The following is a 16277-nucleotide window of genomic DNA, read 5'->3' as shown; positions in this document are numbered from 1 at the left end:
TCCTTCTATTGCGCGGCCACCAAAGTTTCGGGTTCACCCTCGGGAAGGATCGTATCACCCGGTCGAACGATATTAAAATCAACGTCTTGCCGGGTGACGCTCACCCTACCTTCGATCTGTTGCGCGACGGTATAGTAAGATGCAGTCAAATCGCCCGGCGCGGGAAAATCCTCACGGTAATGCGCGCCGCGTGAATTTTCCCGCGCCAGCCCCGCCTTAGCGATCACTTCGGACACCTCGCACAGGCTCGCCATGTTCAGCCAGTCATGCCATGTCAGGTTAAACGCCAGATTATCCGCGGCCACGCCCACATTCAAAAGATCCGCGCGAATGGCCTGCACACGGTCCAACCCCCGGGTCATCCCGGCGGCATCACGCATCACACCGACGTCTTCCCACATGGCCTCCTGCAAGCGATTGCGCAGGGGCTGCACCAGATCAGGCGGTTGCGTCAGCGGGTGGCGCGCGCGCGCATATTCCGCCGCCAGGACGTCCTCATCCGGGTCGCGCAGCGCAGGCATGGTGCGGATATCACGGCCCATCACATCCCCCGCAATGCCCCCGTAAACCGTTGAATTCGCAACACCATTGCCGCCCAGACGGTTGGAGCCATGCGCCCCCCCGGCATCCTCACCCGCGACATAAAGCCCCTCAAGTGCTGTGCGCGTATCAACATCCACCACGACCCCACCCATGAAATAATGCGCCGTGGGCACCACTTCGACCAGACCACCGGCCAGATCGAACCCGCTGTCCTCACAGCGCTTCACCATGCCTTTGAACTTGGCGCGCACATTGTCGGGACCAAGATGCGCCATCGAAATGAACATGCCGACCTGCTTGGGATCATTGCTCTTGCGCATTTCGGCATAGATGCCCCTGCTGACCACATCGCGTGTCGCGCGCTCGCCCTTGGCATCATAATCAAACATGAACCGTTGCCCGGCCCCGTTGAGCAGCTGCCCCCCCGCACCGCGCAGGCCTTCTTCGAGCACGGTGCCGGTCATGCGGCTATGCTCCCCGGCCAGCAGACCCGTGGGGTGGAACTGCACCATTTCCATATCGCGCAGCGGCAGACCGGCGCGCAGGGCCATGGCGAGCCCGTCCATCGTCTTATCCCCGCTGGGCGTGTGGTATTTATACATGCTTGGCCCGCCGCCCGTCGCCATCAGCACCGTTTTGGCGCGTACAAAGCGGAACCCACCGGTATGCATGTCGATCATCAAAACGCCCGCCAACGCAGAGCCGTCTTTCGTCGGGATCAAGCCCACGGCGCGGTGTTCCTGTAACTTCTCGACGGGGCGGCTCAAGACCTGTTCCATCAGCCGGTTGATGATTTCGATCCCCGTCAGGTCACCCTTATGCACCGTCCGGTCAGCGGTTTGTCCCGCAAATGCCTTTTGGTGCAACGTGCCATCGGGGTTACGATCAAAGAAGCAGCCGATTTCGTTTTCCAGCTCGCGGATGCGCACCACCGCCTGTTCGCACAGACGCCAGGCCATATCCTGATTGGGCAACCATTTGCCGCCCTCGATCGTATCCATGAAATGCCGCTCGACGGTATCGCCGCCACCAAGGGCAACGTTATATCCCCCCTGCACCATGCGCGTGCAGCCGCATTTGCCGATCAACCCCTTGACCGCAATCGTGATTTTGCTCCCTTCGGGCGCGGCCTGCTGGGCGTGCAGAGCCGCAAAAAGACCTGCGCCACCGGTGCCGAGGATCAGGATATCCGTGTCGTGCCGTTCGATATCTTGCGCCATGGCTACACCACCTGCAAAAAGAATGTGCCCGAGATCAGAAAAGCGATACTGACCGCCCCCGCCGCCAGCGTTTTTTGCGGCGCGGACCATGGCAGCCATTCCATCGCCATCAGCCTTAACCCGCCAAAAATATGCACCGCCAAGAAAAACACGAGGCCAAATTCGGCTAATTTAACAAACGGTTGATCAGCAAAGTTAAGAAATCGATTTAACTTTTCCGGTTGCGTCAACGCATAGGATAAAACCCAGAAATGAACCGGCAGGAACAGCGCCAGCGCCAGCCCCGAAACCCGGTGCAGCACAAAGGCAAACCACAGCGGATGCGCACGCGCCGGCTTCATGCGGCACCCGTCCATGTCACCGCAAAGAGCGCCTGCATCCCCATGATAAGTAAAAGTATTCCGATCCCCCAGGTGATCCCTTCAAGTATCCGCGCGCGCAAGCCAAATATCTCATGGATGATGACGCGCAGACCGATCGCCGCATGGATGGCAACGGCCAGCACGAAAACCCCGTAAAACAGGAACCAGAAGACGGAGCCCTGCGTGCGTCCGAGAATTTCTTCGGCCGACAACCCGCCCTGCACCGCATAGATCATCACCGCGATATGTCCCAGCGTCAGCGGCGCCATGATCAGCGCGGTGAGGCGTTGCAGCATGTATAGCCTCAGATCCAGCATGATCTATCTCGACCTCCTGAAAAAGGATTTCGTGGTCTCGCGTTTTAATCCCGCAATGGCCGACATCGGGTCGAGATCGTTGGGGCAGTAAACGGTACAGCTGCCCATGGAGTGACAATTGTGGCATCCTCCCGAGCCTGAAACCGCCGCGAGAATGCCCGCGCGATTGCCGTGCTTTTCATCGTTCAACAGGGTCCAGGCGCGTTGCAAAGCGGCTGGACCCAGATAGTCGGCATTGCCCGCAACCGTGTCGCAGGCTGCGTAACAGATCGAACAGTTGATGCACTCGATCCCGGCACTGGCCTCGACGCGGGTGGCGTCAATCGGATCAATCGGCGCAATTGGATCATCGCGCGTACTGCTGGGCACATGCGCCCCACCCGCCGCAACCCATTTGTCAAAGAACGGATCCATATCCGCCGCTAAATCCTTGATAACCGGAAGGTTTCGTAGCGGTGCGATCTCAACCTTGCGGTCTTTCAATACCTTGTTCACATGCGTCCGGCAGGTCCAGCGCGGCTGCCCGTTCACCATCATCGCGCAGGACCCGCACATCCCGACCCGACAGGCAAACCGATAGCTCAGCGTTGCGTCAGCGTAATGCTGAATCCATGACACAACGTCGAGAACGGTCTGATTTTCCAAACCCGGCACTTCGAATTCCTGAAAATACCCGCTCTGTGCAGTGCCACGCCAGACAGAAACCTGGAGAAGCTCGGCGTGTCCATCCACTGGCAATTCCTGACTTGTGACTATTGGCATCTGTCTTATGATATAACTGCTAGATTTGCTAACGCGAAGGAATAGTTTCTAATGGTTTTCGTAAGAACCCCTTACAACATTCAGATGCGCCGAGATGTCTGATGTATCGCTTGGCGCCCTGTTCGCAAAACGGTTCGGCGACGTGCCGCATCTGCCCGAAAACTTGGCGCAGAATGAAACATTGAGGCGTCTTGCCGCCCGCGCGTCCTGTCGCCACTTTACCGCGGAACCGGTCGATGAACCCTTGCTGCAAGCGCTCTGTGCGGCGGCCCTATGCGCCCCTTCAAAAAGCGATCTGCAACAACGTGACATATTGATCGTGACCGATCCCGAGCTGCTCGCGGCTCTGAAATCGCTGCTCAGCGCGCAGGACTGGATTGCCGATGCCCCGGCGATGGTGGTTTTCCTGGCCAATAACAGGCGGCAACGCCAGATACAGCAACAGCATGATCAACCCTTTCCCAATGACCATCTGGATGCGTTTTTCAACGCAAGCCTGGATGCGGGCATCGCGCTGGCTTTCTTCATGGTCGCCGCTGAGGGCGCGGGACTGGGATGTTGCCCGATCAGCACCATTCGAAACCATTTGCAGGAGGTCGCAAAGTTGCTGCATTTGCCCGATCATGTCTTTCCGGTAGCGGCCATGGGTTTGGGTCATCCGGCCCCGGCGGTTGCGATCAACCCGCGACTGTCGCTGGCGCATACGGTGCATAAGAACCGATTTTCCGACACGCCAAAACAGGGCATTGAGGCCTATGACAAGCGGCGACTGGGCGATACATCGGGTATCGGGTGGTCTGCGGCGAAAGCGAAAATGTATGCCGTGCCACAGCGGATGGATTTTGGCACATTTATCCGGAGCATTGGCTTCAAGCTCGATTGAACGGGCATTCATAGTCATACGCAGCTTGCGCTCAACATCTCGCGCAAAGGCCTCTCGCGCAGGCCAACAGAGCGGGTGAGCGGATGCGCCAGATCACAGCGACACCCACAGATGTGGCGTCACAGAAAATTCACAAAAATAGTCTTGTAAACACATCTATAATTCCGTTATTCATGAAGTATGGAACTAGAAGCCCTTTCCCGTCTCTCCGCCTTGAGCCACCCGCAACGCCTGGCGGTGTTCCGACTGCTGATGCGCCGCTTTCCTGATGCGGTCCCGGCGGGGGAAATATCCGCCGCACTGGAGCTCAAGGCATCGACCGCATCGGTGTATCTTTCCGCACTTTGCAAGACCCATCTCATCACGCAAGACCGGGTGGGCACCTCTTTGCGATACCGTGCCAACACCCAAGCCGCAGGCGCCCTGATTGAGTATATCTTTACGGACTGCTGCCGGGGTCGCCCCGAATTATGCCCCCCCTTTTCGAGGTCACCTGAGCAGACAAGCCCCGTCATGCCCGGCCCGCCCTATAACGTCCTTTTCATCTGCACCGGCAATTCCGCACGTTCCATTTTCGCCGAATCCATCCTGCATGATCTGGAGGGCACCAGCTTCACGGCCTATTCCGCAGGCACTGCGCCCGGTTCCGAGCTCAATCCTGTGGCCGTGGATCTTTTGCGGGCAAAAGGCCATGACACGTCACGCCTGCGCGCAAAGCACATCTCGGAGTTCCAAAGCGCCACGGCTCCCAGAATGGACTTCGTCTTCACCGTTTGCGATTCCGCCGCCAATGAAGAGTGTCCCGCATGGGATGGCCAGCCGATCAGCGGTCATTGGGGCGTGCCCGACCCGGTCGCGGCAACTGGTACCCTTTCCGAGCGCCAGTTGGCGTTTCAACACGCCTATGGCGCGCTCAAAAACCGGATCGAGGCTTTTGCGGCCCTGCCCTTAGCCACCCATAATCGTATTTCGCTGCAAGCGGCCGTTGATGACATCGCCGCGCACCCTTTGGAAGGAACCTGCTCATGACTGTCTATGCGCTGAACGGTTTGGGCCGGATCGGCAAGCTGGCGCTGCGCCCTTTGCTGGAACGCGGGGCCGAGATCGCCTGGATCAATGACGCGGTGGGGGATCCGGCGATGCATGCGCATCTGCTGGAATTCGACACGGTGCACGGGCGCTGGCCTGCGACCTTCAAGGCGGACGCGGATAGCATCACAATCAACGACACCCGCCTGCCTGTGCACATTGAACCGCAACCCGACCGCCTGCCGTTTTCGGGTGTGGACGTGGTGATTGACTGCACCGGTGCCTTCAAGAGCAAAGCCGCGCTGGCCCCCTACTTCGCGGCGGGCGTGAAGAAGGTGATCGTGTCGGCACCGGTCAAGGACGGCCCCACGGCCAATGTGGTTTTTGGCGTCAACCATGACATTTACGATCCAGCGCGCCATGACATTATCACCGCCGCCAGTTGCACCACCAATTGCATCGCGCCTGTGGTCAAGGTCGTGCATGAAACCCTCGGGATCAAACATGGCTCAATCACGACGATCCATGATGTGACCAACACCCAAACCATCGTGGACCGTCCGGCCAAGGATCTGCGGCGCGCGCGTTCTGCGTTGAATTCGCTGATCCCCACGACGACCGGCAGCGCCACAGCCATCACGCTGATCTATCCCGAACTGGCCGGGCGGTTGAATGGCCATGCCGTGCGTGTGCCATTGTTGAATGCCTCGCTGACGGATTGCGTCTTTGAGCTTGAACGCGCGACCACCGTGGAAGAGGTGAACGCTCTGTTCGAGACGGCGGCCAAGGGCGCGCTCAAAGGCATTCTGGGCTATGAAACACGGCCCTTGGTCAGCGCGGATTACACCAATGATCCGCGATCCGGGATCATTGATGCGCCCTCCACGATGGTGATCAACGGCACACAGCTGAAGGTTTACGTCTGGTATGACAACGAGTGGGGCTATGCCAACCGTCTGGTGGATGTGGCCCTGATGGTTGGCGACACGCTATGAGCACGGCCCGCGCAGGGCCAGCCTATGTTGCGGTCACGGCGGCCTATTGGGCCTTCATGCTCACGGATGGCGCGCTGCGCATGCTGGTGCTGTTGCATTTTCACACGCTGGGGTTTTCCCCGGTGCAGTTGGCCTATCTCTTTGTGCTCTATGAAATCGCCGGGGTGGTGACCAACCTCAGCGCGGGGTGGATTGCCGCACGTTTCGGGCTGACCTCTACGCTTTATGCGGGGCTTGGCTTGCAGGTCGCCGCATTGATCGCTCTGGCCCAGCTGGACCCAGGCTGGACGCTGCCCGCCTCCGTCGCCTTTGTGATGGCCGTTCAGGGCGCGTCCGGCGTGGCCAAGGACCTCGCCAAGATGAGCGCCAAATCTGCCGTCAAACTGCTCGCCCCTGCCGAACAAGGCGGGCTGTTTCGCTGGGTGGCCCTACTGACCGGCTCAAAGAACGCGGTGAAGGGCTTTGGTTTTCTGATCGGCGCTGTGCTGCTCGGGCTGGTCGGCCTGAAAGTGGCGGTCTTGGGCATGGCCGCCCTGCTCAGCCTGATCCTCGTGGTGATCGTGCTCAAAATGCCCTCCGGCCTGCCGGTTGGGCGCAGGGACGCGAAATTTCGCGAGGTGTTTTCTGGAGACGCCAATGTGAACTGGCTCAGCTTTGCGCGGGTTTTCCTCTTTGGTGCCCGCGACGTGTGGTTCGTGGTCGGCATCCCGATCTATTTTTATGCCGTTCTGTCGGACGGATCAGAGGCCTCAAACCGCGCGGCCTTTTTTACCATTGGCAGTTTCATGGCCCTGTGGATCATCCTTTACGGCGCGGTGCAGGCCGCAGCACCCCGACTTTTGAACGCGCGGAACCGACCTGAGGGCGACATCATCAACAGCGCCCGCACATGGGCGGCCAGCCTGATTTTCATCCCCGCAGCACTGGCGCTTCTGGTCTATGTAACACCCGACCCCGCGCCGTGGCTCACGGTAACCCTGATCATCGGGCTCCTTGGGTTTGGCGCAGTGTTCGCGGTGAACTCCGCCCTGCATTCTTACCTGATCCTCGCCTTCAGCAGCGGGGCGCGGGTCACCATGGATGTGGGGTTTTACTATATGGCAAATGCCCTCGGCAGGCTGATGGGCACCCTGCTGTCAGGCCTGAGCTACCAGATCGGCGGTCTGGCCCTATGCCTCGCCACGGCAGCTTTGCTCCTGGCGCTAAGCGCATTTGGCGCGGCGCGTTTGCGCCCGCGATCCGGCCCTGCGATAAACACCGCCTCAAATTGATCCGCACCACCCTGCCAGGGATACGTTTACTGCCTCCTCTCCCTGTGGACAACGCCGCGCAAGGGCGCGAAAATCACGACGATATGCCCGCATCAGGCTCTTTGACGCGACTGCGGGGCCTTGCAACCTCTCGCGCGCTGAAACAGGGTATCTCCCATGATCTTTGCTCCAAGCATCCCAGCCGAATATCATGAGCCTATCTGTCTCTCTCAAAGGCCTGCGGGAGCATCCCTGTGATGGTATGCGCAATCTGGCGGGCGCTGCGATCTGGCGTGATGATAAGCATCAGCCTTGCCTGTCTGGCCATGCCGGGTCGCGCGTCAGACATCACGATTTTTGCCGCCGCCAGCCTGAAAACAGCCCTGGACGAGGTCGCAGCGGCGTTCGAGGGTCCCACAACCACCATTTCCTATGCTGGCACCCCCGTGCTGGCCCGCCAGATATCGTTCGGCGCGCCTGCGGATATTTTCATCGCGGCAAGCCTGGATTGGATGGACTGGTTGGCCGATCAAAACAGGATCGACCCGGCCAGCCGGTTTGATCTGCTGAGCAATCGCCTCGTCCTGATCCGGCACGGCGCAGGCGGCACGCTGGTTGAAACCACCGGCACCGCCCTGATGGAAACCCTTGGCCAGGACCGCATCGCCATGGCGCTGGTAGCGGCTGTCCCGGCGGGGATCTACGGCAAATCGGCCTTGCAGTATTTTGGCCTCTGGGACGCTCTGGCACCGCAGATCGCCCAGAGCGACAACGTGCGCGCGGCCCTTGCGCTGGTCGCACGTGGCGAGGCCCCCTTTGGCATCGTCTATACCTCGGATGCGCAGGCCGAACCACGCATCAGCGTGATCGCAACCTTCCCTGAGGAGAGCCACGCCCCCATCCTCTACCCCGTCGCGGTCACCAAGGGGCGGTCCTCAACCCCGGTCGCGCGGTTCATCAACCATTTGCGCAGCGCGCAGGCCCGCGTGATCTTCGAACGCCACGGCTTTATCATGGCAGACCCCGCCCCATGACGGAATGGCTGGGTCCCGAGGAATGGCGCGCGGTCGCCTTGTCGCTCAAAGTATCGCTCTGGGCGACCCTGCTCAGCCTGCCGCTGGGGCTTTGGGTGGCCTATGTGCTGGCGCGACGTGACTTTTGGGGCAAACAACTGCTCAATGGTCTGGTGCATCTGCCACTGATCCTGCCGCCCGTGGTCACGGGGTATTTGCTGCTGATGACATTCGGCACCACCGGACCCATTGGCGGGTTGCTGCAACAATTCGGGATCACCTTTGCCTTTCGCTGGACCGGGGCCGCACTTGCCGCCGCCGTCATGGCATTTCCGCTGATGGTGCGCGCCATGCGCCTTTCCATCGAAGCGGTGGACCCGAAACTGGAGCAGGCGGCCAGCACCTTAGGGGCCTCGCGCGGTTGGGTGTTTTTGACCGTCACCCTGCCGCTGATCCTGCCGGGGATCATCGCCGGAGCCATCCTCGCCTTTGCCAAGGCCATGGGTGAATTTGGCGCAACGATCACTTTTGTCTCCAACATCCCCGGCCAGACGCAGACGGTTCCTTCGGCGATCTATGCGTTCCTGCAGGTGCCGGGCGGGGAAGCCTCCGCCTGGCGGCTGGTTCTGATTTCCATCGCCATCGCCATGTCCGCGCTTTTGCTGTCGGAATGGCTGGCCCGCAAGGCCGCAACACGGGTGGGCGGCATATGAGCCTTTCTGTATCCCTAAACCACCGCTTTGAGGGGTTCGACATCGACGTGGCCTTTGAAGCGCCGCCAGGGATTACGGTCCTTTTTGGGCGTTCCGGAGCCGGTAAGAGCACAATCATCAATGCCGTTGCGGGGCTGTTGAAACCTGATCAGGGCCGTGTTGCAGCCGGTGAATGGGAGCTTTTTGATACGGCGCGCAACCATTGGCTGCCACCGCACAAGCGCCGGCTTGGCTATATCTTTCAGGACGCGCGGCTGTTTCCGCACCTCAGCGTGCGGCAAAACCTCAATTACGGGCGCTGGTTCGCGCCAAAATCCACGCCGCGCGGGGATATGGACCGGATTGTCGAGATGCTTGGCATCGGGGCTTTGCTGAACCGCAGGCCCGGCGATCTGTCGGGCGGTGAAAAACAGCGGGTTGCGATCGGGCGCGCGCTGCTGGCAAGTCCGGGTATCATTCTGGCGGATGAGCCGCTGGCCGCGCTTGATGCGCAGCGCAAGGCGGAAATCCTGCCCTATTTCGAGCGGATGCGTGATGAGGTCAAGGTCCCGATCCTCTATGTCAGCCACGCCGCCGCCGAGGTCGCGCGGATTGCGACAACGGTTGTGGCGCTGGAGGCGGGCCGGATCGCGCGTCAGGGCCGCGCCGCGGATGTGCTCAGCGATCCTGCGGTCACGCCCATCGGGGTGCGCTCCGCGGGGGCCATGTTGGAGGCGCGGGTCAAGGAACATCACGCCGATGGGCTGAGCACGCTGGAAACCGAAGGCAGCATGCTGCTCCTGCCGCGCGTGGATCAGCCACCGGGCACGGCGCTGCGGATCTGGATCGAAGCACAGGATGTCATGCTGGCCACGCAGCGACCGCAGGGGATTTCTGCACTCAATATCCTGGAAGTAGACGTGCGTGAGGTCCGCATGGGCTCCGGTCCCGGTGCCATCGTGCAGCTGTCCTTAGGCGCGGCGCTGATCCTCGCGCGGGTCACACGGCGCTCGGCGCAGGCGTTGGATTTGCAGCCCGGACGTAGAGTCTTCGCCGTCATCAAAGCCGTCTCCGTCGCGCGGGATGCCGTGGGCTAGCACCGTTCCTGAGGTGCTTCGTATCCGATACCTAGGCACCAAGCAACGCCTCCACCTCCGCCCGGCTCGGCATGGCCGGGGCTGTGCCTGCGCGCGTCACGGAAATCCCCGCGGTCGCACAGCCGATCCGCACTGCCTCCAGCGCGGATTTCCCTTCCGACAGTACCGCTGCGAACCCGCCGTTGAAAGCATCGCCCGCCCCGGTCGTTTCCACCACTGCCCCCGCGCGCACCGCCGGCACCAGCCCATGGCCGTGCAGATAGGCACCGCGTTCGCCCATGGTGATGATCGGCGTTTTGACACCCAGGTCACATAGGGCCTGCGCGGCGCGGCGCGCATCCGCCTCACTCTCCACCGCAATGCCCGTCAAGGCCTCGCATTCCGTCTCATTGGGTGTGACATAATCGCAAAGTGCGAGCATGCCGTCGGGCAAGGCCGCCGCCGGGGCCGGGTTCAGGATGGTGGTGACCCCACCCTGTCGTGCAATCTGCAAAGCGCGCAGAGCGGCATCCATCGGCTGTTCGAGTTGGGTAACAAACACATCCGATCCGGCAATCAAATCGGCTTTTGCCTCGATATCGGCGACGCGGATGAGCGCCGCCGCCCCCGGCGCTATGATGATCGCATTATCGCCCGTGCTCTCCTCGATGAAAATATAGGCCGCGCCGGTATAACTCTCGCTGACCTGATCCACATGCGCCACCACGCCCGCTTCGGCCCAGGTGTCCAGGGCCAGCTTGGCAAAATCATCCTGCCCGAGCTTGGAGATCATATGCGTCTGCGCCCCGATGCGCGCACAGGCCACCGCTTGATTGGAGCCCTTCCCGCCCGGCCCCAGAGAGAAGGAATTGCCCATGATCGTCTCGCCCATGCGCGGCATCCGATCCGCACGGTACGCCGTGTCGGCAACGAAAACGCCGAGTATCGTGACCTTGCCCATCACGCAGCCTCTGGCGGGATCACGCCCTTGCGCAGGGCGAAACAGCCGTAAAACCGCCGCTCGCCGGTCTGGATGACGGCGTAGGCCTGTTTGGCGCGCTCATAAAAGGCGTATCGTTCCACCCCGATCATCTTTGGACCCTGCACGACCGTGATCTGCGCCTGCACCTCCTCCATTACGGGCATCAAGGTATCAGGCTCCCCGACGACCTCCATCCGCGCGGCGGCGTCATCCACAAAGGTATCGATCGGATAGACCGACAGCACCGCCCGCACCACCTCAGCCGCGGGGTGATCCATGCGCAATACCTCGCCCAGCACGGTTTGCCGCGCCACGCTATCGGCGGGGAAATTCGTATCGCAAATGATCAGATCATCCCCATGCCCCATCGCCCGCAACGCATAAAGCACATCCGCATTCAAGATCGGGTCTATTCCAATGAGCATGTCGTCTCCCTCCTGTTACGTCAAACTGTCCAGCACGGCTGCCGCCATGGCCATACCAATGGCACCATGTGCCGCTGCGTCCAGATGAATGCCATCCACCGGATCTACCGTCGCGTGTTGGCCCATATCCGCAAATGCCACGCCTTGTCGCTCTGCGACGGTGCGCAACAGCGCGGGCAAGGCCTGCGATTTCTGCGCTGCCCCGGCAAAGATCTCCTTGAAAATCCCGGCTTCGATCACCGGAACCGGACTTGCGAGCAAAACCTGCGGGGCCGCACCCGCTGCTCCGCAATCGCTGCGCCGGATGTCAAGCACAACCCGCTCCACCCCCAGCGCAATATCATGCGCGGCAACGTTGAAGCGCGCTTTGAGGTCATTGGTCCCCAGCATCACGATCACCAGATCGATCGGGCGGTGGCTCTCCAAGAGCGCCGGCAGCGCAGCCTGCCCGTTTTTGTGAGACCCCTCAATGGGGTCGTCAAAAACACTTGTGCGGCCGGGGTGTCCTTCGACGATCACGTCATACTCAGAGCCGAGTTCAGCCGCCATGATCGAGGTCCATCGCAGCGGTTTGTCAAACCGACGCCGGTCTGCGACATCGCGAAAGGCCCTTGTTCCATGTGTATTGCTGTCCCCAAAACAAAGGATTGTGCGCGCTTCCATGTCGCTTACCCAACCCTCTGACCGGAGGCCGCATCAAAGCAGTGCAGGTGATCGGGATCGGGCGCAAGGTGAACGGTTTCACCGGGTGCAAAGGCGTGACGTTCACGAAAGACCGCCGTGATATCCTGATCGTCATGGCGCAGGAAGACCATGGTTTCTGATCCCGTCGGTTCAACCACCTTGACCTGCATGGCGACACCCTCTCCCGCTGCCACCAGACGCAGATGTTCGGGGCGCACGCCAAGGCGCACGTCGCCGCTATGCGAACTGCCTTTCACCTGCACGCGATGTCCCGCAAGATCCGCCACCCCCCCGTTTCGCTGCGCGCCCAGCAGATTCATCGAGGGCGCACCGATAAACGTCGCCACAAACTCATTGGCCGGGTTGTCATAAAGCTCGAGCGGTGTGCCGATCTGCTCGATCCGGCCCGCCTGCATCCCCACGATACGATCCGCCAGCGTCATCGCCTCAATCTGGTCATGGGTGGCAAACACGGTCGTGGTTTTCAGCCGTTGGTGCAGTTCCTTGATTTCCATACGCATCTGGATGCGCAGCTTGGCATCAAGGTTGGAGAGCGGCTCGTCAAACAAAAACACCTGCGGGTCGCGCACGATGGCGCGTCCCATCGCCACACGCTGGCGCTGCCCCCCCGAAAAATGCCGGGGCTTGCGGTCGAGGTATTCCGTCAGGCTCAGGATTTCAGCGGCCTCCCTGACGCGGCGCTGGATTTCGGAGCGCTCCACCTTGGTCACTTTGAGCGCGGACCCCATGTTTTCACCCACCGATTTATGCGGATAAAGCGCATAGGTCTGGAACACCATCGCAATATCACGCTGCGCCGGGGGCAGGTTATTGGCGACACGTTCACCAATCGCAACCGTCCCACCATTGATCGGCTCCAGCCCGGCGATCATGCGCAGCAAAGTGGATTTGCCGCATCCCGACGGGCCGACAAGCGCGAGGAATTCTCCATCAGCGATCTCGACGTTCAACCCGTGGATGAGCTGCACTGCGCCATAGGATTTCTGGATGTCTTTAATTTTGACCCCTGCCATGCGCAGCCTACCCCCCGAGTTCGAAATCTGATGCTAGAGAAAGGGGTTTGCCTTGTCCACGCCCGCTGGGCAGCTTTTGTTGGGCGGTGTTATACTTTGCGTACCCAGACGAAAGAGATATAAATAGGAGGTAATAAGGAAGCACCCCAATGTCTGTTCTATCCCGCCCCGAATTTCACAGGGGAAAAAGCCGCCTACGCATATGTTGAGGCGCGCATTTGGCCACATGGTGCAACTTGCCCCAAGTGCGCAGAGCGTGAGCGTGTGAGCAAGATGGGCGGCAAGTCCACCCGCGTTGGTGCCTACAAATGTTACAAGTGCCGCAAGCCATTCACTGTGAAGGTCGGCACCATCTTCGAGGCCAGCAACGTTTCAATGTGTCTGTGGATGCAAGCCATTTACCTGATGTGCGCCAGCAAAAAAGGCATTAGCAGCGATCAATTGCACCGCACCCTTGGCGTAACACTCAAAACCGCATGGTTTATGTCTCACCGCATCCGTGAAGCAATGCGCTCCGATGGTGGCCCGATGTTCGGCTCTGGCGGTGGTGTGGTAGTAGTTGACGAAACTTTCATCGGTCAAAAGCACAAAAAGAAAGAGCGTACACGCGGTTACGCTCATAAGAATGCCATGCTGTCTCTGGTAGACCGCACCACAGGCCAGTCTAAGCCTTTCGTGGTCAAGGATGTGACTAAGGCAACGCTGATCCCGATCCTGCAAACCAATATTGCTAAAGAAGCCAAGGTCTACACTGATGAGGCCAAGAAATACACTGGCATCGCAAAGCACTCTGCAGACCACGACTTCACCACCCACAGCAAGGGCGAGTATGGCCGTGGCGTCGTCCACACCAACACGATTGAGGGCTACTTCAGTATCTTCAAGCGCGGCATGAAGTGCGTCTACCGTCGGATTGCGGCCCTGTTGAGAGATGCAGGCTGGCAGGTGAACGACAAACGTGTCGAACGGCTTTGGCGGCGTGAGGTGCTTAAAGTGCCAATTCCGTCGTTTCACGAAACGACGTTAACAACCAAAGAAGGGACGGCTCTGGCTCAATGATGGTTCCTGTGTGCGGCTGCGTCCCGAGTATCGTAATCACGTCTGGTCATACGACTTCGTGCATTACCGAACCGACGACGGCAGAGCCTTTAGAACGCTCAACATCTTGGATGAGCACAGCAGGGAATGTCTAGCGATCCGGGTGAAGCGCAAGTTGAATTCGACCGAGGTCATCGACGCCCTGACGGACTTGTTCATCCTGCTCGGTGTTCCTGCCTACATCAGGTCTGATAACGGCCCTGAGTTTATTGCTGAGGTTGTCAGGGATTGGATCAAGGCCCCCTCTCAGCGATGCTTTGCATCGCCTGCCGGGCAAAGGTTGGAACAAAGACTACATATATCGAGACTGGGTCACCGTGGGAAAACGGATACTGCGAAAGCTTCAACGGAAGAATGCGTGATGAATTGTTGAACGGCGAAATCTCCTACTCGCTGCGGGAAGCACAGATTATTATTGAAAGATGGAGGAACCATTACAACACAAAACGACCACATAGTGCTCTGGGCTACCGCCCACCTGCGCCAGAGGCCATCGTTCCGATGGACCAAACGCCAATCATGCAATAATTTTCAAACTGGACCACCCAAGTGGGGCTGCTCAAGAGTGAGTATCCGAAACTCTGTGTATGAGGCTCAGCTCATGCGGTTGAGACGGGTTATTTGCTGAACCGTTCTGGGTATAGGATAGCGAACCGATTTCGAGCGTCCACCAATTGTCTGACGCACCTACCAGCCTTCTCGAAGCTGCGGATCGCCAGATAGATCAGCTTGGGTGCGGCATCATCTGTTGGAAAGCTGCCGCGTGTTTTGGTGGTTTTTCGGATGACGCGGTTAAGGCTTTCGATGGCATTGGTGGTGTAGATGATTTTGCGCACGGCAGGCGGGAAGGCAAAGAACGGGATCACTTCTTGCCATGCCCGACGCCAACTTGGGGCGATTGAAGGATATTTCTGGCCCCATTCAGCCTCGAAATCATCAAGGGCTTTGGCGGCGTTCCCGTCATCTACCGCCCGATAAACCCGCTTCAAATCCTTGGCGACATTCTTGCGGTCCTTCCAGCCGCAGAAGTTCAGGGAATGGCGCACAAGATGCACGATGCAGGTCTGGACCGTCGTGTCCGGGAAGGCCGCGTGATGGCGTCCATTGCCCGGCAATCGCTGCTTGCAGCGATGAGAGGGAGGAAGCCCTTGAGGCCGTCAATGACTGCGATCAGGATGTCTTCGACGCCCCGGTTGCGCAGATTGTTCATCACAGAGAGCCAGAATTCAGCCCCCTAATTGGCCGCGATCCACAAGCCCGGAACTTCACGCTCTCCTTCCGGTGATGCCCGGACAAGCCCATGACCTGCGCGAAACCGACACTGATCCGCAATCTGACTGGCGGACATCTTCTCGTGGACAGGGGCTTTGACGCGGATTGGCTGCGAAATGACCTGCTGGATCGTGACATCATCCCGGTCATATCCCCGAAATCTAACCGGAAATTCCCGGCAGAGTTCGACAAGAAGACCTGCAAATGGCGGCATCTGATCGAAAACTACTTCGGCAAAATGAAGGAAAACAGAGGCATAGCCATGCGCTCGTGCAAAACAGACCAGAGCTTCAAAACCCTCATCTCGATTGCGGCGACAATCATCCAAATGCGGTGAACGTCAACAGCCCATAGCGCACCTGATAGCTTTGGGTGCAATTCCTCAATGTCGTCCACATGGGAGTGACGCATTTGGTGAAGGATAGTGTTTCGATTTCTGCGTAGCACTCTGACGCGCTGAACGGCAAGTTTGATGTCGTCTGAAGCGACGGCGACCGGCTCTCTTATCTTGGCAACACTCACTAATATATCTTCAATATCCCTTCCTCTTGACTTGCCGAAAAGAACATCAAAAACTTGTCGGTCAGTGCCGACATAATACCAAAGTATCGCCTTTAACTCATCTTCAACCTTTGACCAC

Annotated in this window: 18 protein-coding genes and 2 pseudogenes; 10 read left to right on the top strand and 10 right to left on the bottom strand. The window is 59.4% G+C overall.

All coding sequences use genetic code 11. From position 1 onward, the window contains the following. Positions 1 to 5 precede the first annotated feature (5 nt). The 4 genes from ROLI_RS08100 to ROLI_RS08085 are packed head-to-tail and all read right to left on the bottom strand — an operon-like array spanning position 6 to position 3174. Positions 6 to 1763 carry an L-aspartate oxidase gene (locus tag ROLI_RS08100; protein ID WP_187428898.1) on the bottom strand — a complete coding sequence of 586 codons (1758 nt, stop codon included), beginning with the start codon at positions 1761 to 1763 and terminating at the stop codon, positions 6 to 8. Between the two features lie 2 nt (positions 1764 to 1765). Beyond that, on the bottom strand, positions 1766 to 2104 hold the full coding sequence (gene sdhC / locus ROLI_RS08095; protein WP_187428899.1) for a succinate dehydrogenase, cytochrome b556 subunit: 339 nt from the start codon (positions 2102 to 2104) through the stop codon (positions 1766 to 1768). Next, entirely contained in the window at positions 2101 to 2442 is a 342-nt protein-coding gene (locus ROLI_RS08090; protein ID WP_187428900.1) for a succinate dehydrogenase, read from the bottom strand. Before ROLI_RS08090 ends, sdhC begins: the two co-directional genes overlap by 4 nt. 3 nt (positions 2443 to 2445) lie before the next feature. Then, a complete protein-coding gene (locus tag ROLI_RS08085; RefSeq protein ID WP_316247405.1) occupies positions 2446 to 3174 on the bottom strand; it encodes a 2Fe-2S iron-sulfur cluster-binding protein in 729 nt (242 codons plus the stop codon). Positions 3175 to 3298: 124 nt separating this feature from the next. Here ROLI_RS08085 and ROLI_RS08080 point away from each other — a divergent pair, with 124 nt between their 5' ends. The 7 genes from ROLI_RS08080 (at position 3299) to modC (ending at position 10163) form a co-directional block, all read left to right on the top strand. Further along, positions 3299 to 4087 carry a nitroreductase family protein gene (locus ROLI_RS08080; protein WP_187428902.1) on the top strand — a complete coding sequence of 263 codons (789 nt, stop codon included), beginning with the start codon at positions 3299 to 3301 and terminating at the stop codon, positions 4085 to 4087. A 180-nt stretch (positions 4088 to 4267) separates the two neighbouring features. Next, entirely contained in the window at positions 4268 to 5116 is an 849-nt protein-coding gene (locus ROLI_RS08075; protein ID WP_187428903.1) for an ArsR family transcriptional regulator, read from the top strand. Further along, on the top strand, positions 5113 to 6111 hold the full coding sequence (locus ROLI_RS08070; protein WP_187428904.1) for an ArsJ-associated glyceraldehyde-3-phosphate dehydrogenase: 999 nt from the start codon (positions 5113 to 5115) through the stop codon (positions 6109 to 6111). Before ROLI_RS08075 ends, ROLI_RS08070 begins: the two co-directional genes overlap by 4 nt. Beyond that, positions 6108 to 7382 carry an organoarsenical effux MFS transporter ArsJ gene (gene arsJ / locus ROLI_RS08065; protein WP_187428905.1) on the top strand — a complete coding sequence of 425 codons (1275 nt, stop codon included), beginning with the start codon at positions 6108 to 6110 and terminating at the stop codon, positions 7380 to 7382. The genes ROLI_RS08070 and arsJ overlap by 4 nt, the downstream gene beginning before the upstream one ends. A 236-nt stretch (positions 7383 to 7618) precedes the next feature. Next, positions 7619 to 8395 (top strand): molybdate ABC transporter substrate-binding protein, encoded by a 777-nt coding sequence (gene modA / locus ROLI_RS08060; RefSeq protein ID WP_262386404.1) that lies wholly within the window; start codon positions 7619 to 7621, stop codon positions 8393 to 8395. Then, positions 8392 to 9087 carry a molybdate ABC transporter permease subunit gene (gene modB / locus ROLI_RS08055; protein WP_187428906.1) on the top strand — a complete coding sequence of 232 codons (696 nt, stop codon included), beginning with the start codon at positions 8392 to 8394 and terminating at the stop codon, positions 9085 to 9087. Before modA ends, modB begins: the two co-directional genes overlap by 4 nt. Then, positions 9084 to 10163 carry a molybdenum ABC transporter ATP-binding protein gene (gene modC, locus ROLI_RS08050; protein WP_187428907.1) on the top strand — a complete coding sequence of 360 codons (1080 nt, stop codon included), beginning with the start codon at positions 9084 to 9086 and terminating at the stop codon, positions 10161 to 10163. The genes modB and modC overlap by 4 nt, the downstream gene beginning before the upstream one ends. Before the next feature lie 31 nt (positions 10164 to 10194). On the opposite strand, the gene rbsK is transcribed toward modC, so the two are convergent. From rbsK to ROLI_RS08030, 4 genes are read right to left on the bottom strand one after another with little or no spacing between them, the layout of a single operon-like run. Continuing rightward, positions 10195 to 11103, bottom strand: a complete 909-nt coding sequence (gene rbsK, locus ROLI_RS08045; protein WP_187428908.1) for a ribokinase — start codon at positions 11101 to 11103, stop codon at positions 10195 to 10197. Beyond that, positions 11103 to 11549 (bottom strand): RbsD/FucU family protein, encoded by a 447-nt coding sequence (locus tag ROLI_RS08040; RefSeq protein WP_187428909.1) that lies wholly within the window; start codon positions 11547 to 11549, stop codon positions 11103 to 11105. Before ROLI_RS08040 ends, rbsK begins: the two co-directional genes overlap by 1 nt. Positions 11550 to 11564: 15 nt before the next feature. Continuing rightward, complete coding sequence (locus tag ROLI_RS08035) at positions 11565 to 12212, bottom strand: SGNH/GDSL hydrolase family protein (protein ID WP_187428910.1); 648 nt, start codon at positions 12210 to 12212, stop codon at positions 11565 to 11567. Between the two features lie 5 nt (positions 12213 to 12217). Further along, on the bottom strand, positions 12218 to 13267 hold the full coding sequence (locus ROLI_RS08030) for an ABC transporter ATP-binding protein (RefSeq protein WP_187428911.1): 1050 nt from the start codon (positions 13265 to 13267) through the stop codon (positions 12218 to 12220). A gap of 123 nt (positions 13268 to 13390) precedes the next feature. On the opposite strand from ROLI_RS08030, the pseudogene ROLI_RS08025 reads away from it, so the two are divergent. Together ROLI_RS08025 and ROLI_RS08020 are read left to right on the top strand one after the other, a co-directional pair. Then, positions 13391 to 13582: pseudogene (locus tag ROLI_RS08025) on the top strand (transposase); the annotation flags it as partial. Positions 13583 to 13642: 60 nt separating this feature from the next. Continuing rightward, a pseudogene (locus ROLI_RS08020) lies at positions 13643 to 14893 on the top strand (IS3 family transposase). Positions 14894 to 14982: 89 nt separating this feature from the next. Here the strand turns inward: ROLI_RS08020 and ROLI_RS08015 are convergent. Together ROLI_RS08015 and ROLI_RS23945 are read right to left on the bottom strand one after the other, a co-directional pair. Beyond that, positions 14983 to 15480 (bottom strand): transposase, encoded by a 498-nt coding sequence (locus tag ROLI_RS08015; RefSeq protein WP_405048999.1) that lies wholly within the window; start codon positions 15478 to 15480, stop codon positions 14983 to 14985. Next, positions 15396 to 15575 carry a hypothetical protein gene (locus tag ROLI_RS23945; protein ID WP_405048998.1) on the bottom strand — a complete coding sequence of 60 codons (180 nt, stop codon included), beginning with the start codon at positions 15573 to 15575 and terminating at the stop codon, positions 15396 to 15398. The genes ROLI_RS08015 and ROLI_RS23945 overlap by 85 nt, the downstream gene beginning before the upstream one ends. A gap of 90 nt (positions 15576 to 15665) precedes the next feature. Here ROLI_RS23945 and ROLI_RS08010 point away from each other — a divergent pair, with 90 nt between their 5' ends. After that, on the top strand, positions 15666 to 15974 hold the full coding sequence (locus ROLI_RS08010) for a transposase (protein WP_338469252.1): 309 nt from the start codon (positions 15666 to 15668) through the stop codon (positions 15972 to 15974). The last annotated feature ends 303 nt before the right edge of the window (positions 15975 to 16277 follow it).

It is taken from the genome of Roseobacter fucihabitans (assembly GCF_014337925.2).
In the GTDB taxonomy this organism is placed as follows: Bacteria; Pseudomonadota; Alphaproteobacteria; order Rhodobacterales; family Rhodobacteraceae; genus Roseobacter; species Roseobacter fucihabitans.
This window is presented reverse-complemented; position numbering and strand designations above follow the sequence as displayed.

Excerpts from the sequence above, each read along its gene's own strand:
- modA (WP_262386404.1), top strand. The coding sequence starts at position 7,619 with ATGGTATGCGCAATCTGGCGGGCGCTGCGATCTGGCGTGATGATAAGC.
- modB (WP_187428906.1), top strand. The coding sequence starts at position 8,392 with ATGACGGAATGGCTGGGTCCCGAGGAATGGCGCGCGGTCGCCTTGTCG.
- ROLI_RS08080 (WP_187428902.1), top strand. The coding sequence starts at position 3,299 with ATGTCTGATGTATCGCTTGGCGCCCTGTTCGCAAAACGGTTCGGCGAC.
- ROLI_RS08040 (WP_187428909.1), bottom strand. The coding sequence starts at position 11,549 with ATGCTCATTGGAATAGACCCGATCTTGAATGCGGATGTGCTTTATGCG.
- ROLI_RS08075 (WP_187428903.1), top strand. The coding sequence starts at position 4,268 with ATGGAACTAGAAGCCCTTTCCCGTCTCTCCGCCTTGAGCCACCCGCAA.
- ROLI_RS23945 (WP_405048998.1), bottom strand. The coding sequence starts at position 15,575 with ATGAACAATCTGCGCAACCGGGGCGTCGAAGACATCCTGATCGCAGTC.
- ROLI_RS08010 (WP_338469252.1), top strand. The coding sequence starts at position 15,666 with ATGACCTGCGCGAAACCGACACTGATCCGCAATCTGACTGGCGGACAT.
- sdhC (WP_187428899.1), bottom strand. The coding sequence starts at position 2,104 with ATGAAGCCGGCGCGTGCGCATCCGCTGTGGTTTGCCTTTGTGCTGCAC.
- rbsK (WP_187428908.1), bottom strand. The coding sequence starts at position 11,103 with ATGGGCAAGGTCACGATACTCGGCGTTTTCGTTGCCGACACGGCGTAC.
- ROLI_RS08035 (WP_187428910.1), bottom strand. The coding sequence starts at position 12,212 with ATGGAAGCGCGCACAATCCTTTGTTTTGGGGACAGCAATACACATGGA.
- ROLI_RS08090 (WP_187428900.1), bottom strand. The coding sequence starts at position 2,442 with ATGCTGGATCTGAGGCTATACATGCTGCAACGCCTCACCGCGCTGATC.
- arsJ (WP_187428905.1), top strand. The coding sequence starts at position 6,108 with ATGAGCACGGCCCGCGCAGGGCCAGCCTATGTTGCGGTCACGGCGGCC.
- ROLI_RS08100 (WP_187428898.1), bottom strand. The coding sequence starts at position 1,763 with ATGGCGCAAGATATCGAACGGCACGACACGGATATCCTGATCCTCGGC.
- ROLI_RS08030 (WP_187428911.1), bottom strand. The coding sequence starts at position 13,267 with ATGGCAGGGGTCAAAATTAAAGACATCCAGAAATCCTATGGCGCAGTG.
- ROLI_RS08070 (WP_187428904.1), top strand. The coding sequence starts at position 5,113 with ATGACTGTCTATGCGCTGAACGGTTTGGGCCGGATCGGCAAGCTGGCG.
- modC (WP_187428907.1), top strand. The coding sequence starts at position 9,084 with ATGAGCCTTTCTGTATCCCTAAACCACCGCTTTGAGGGGTTCGACATC.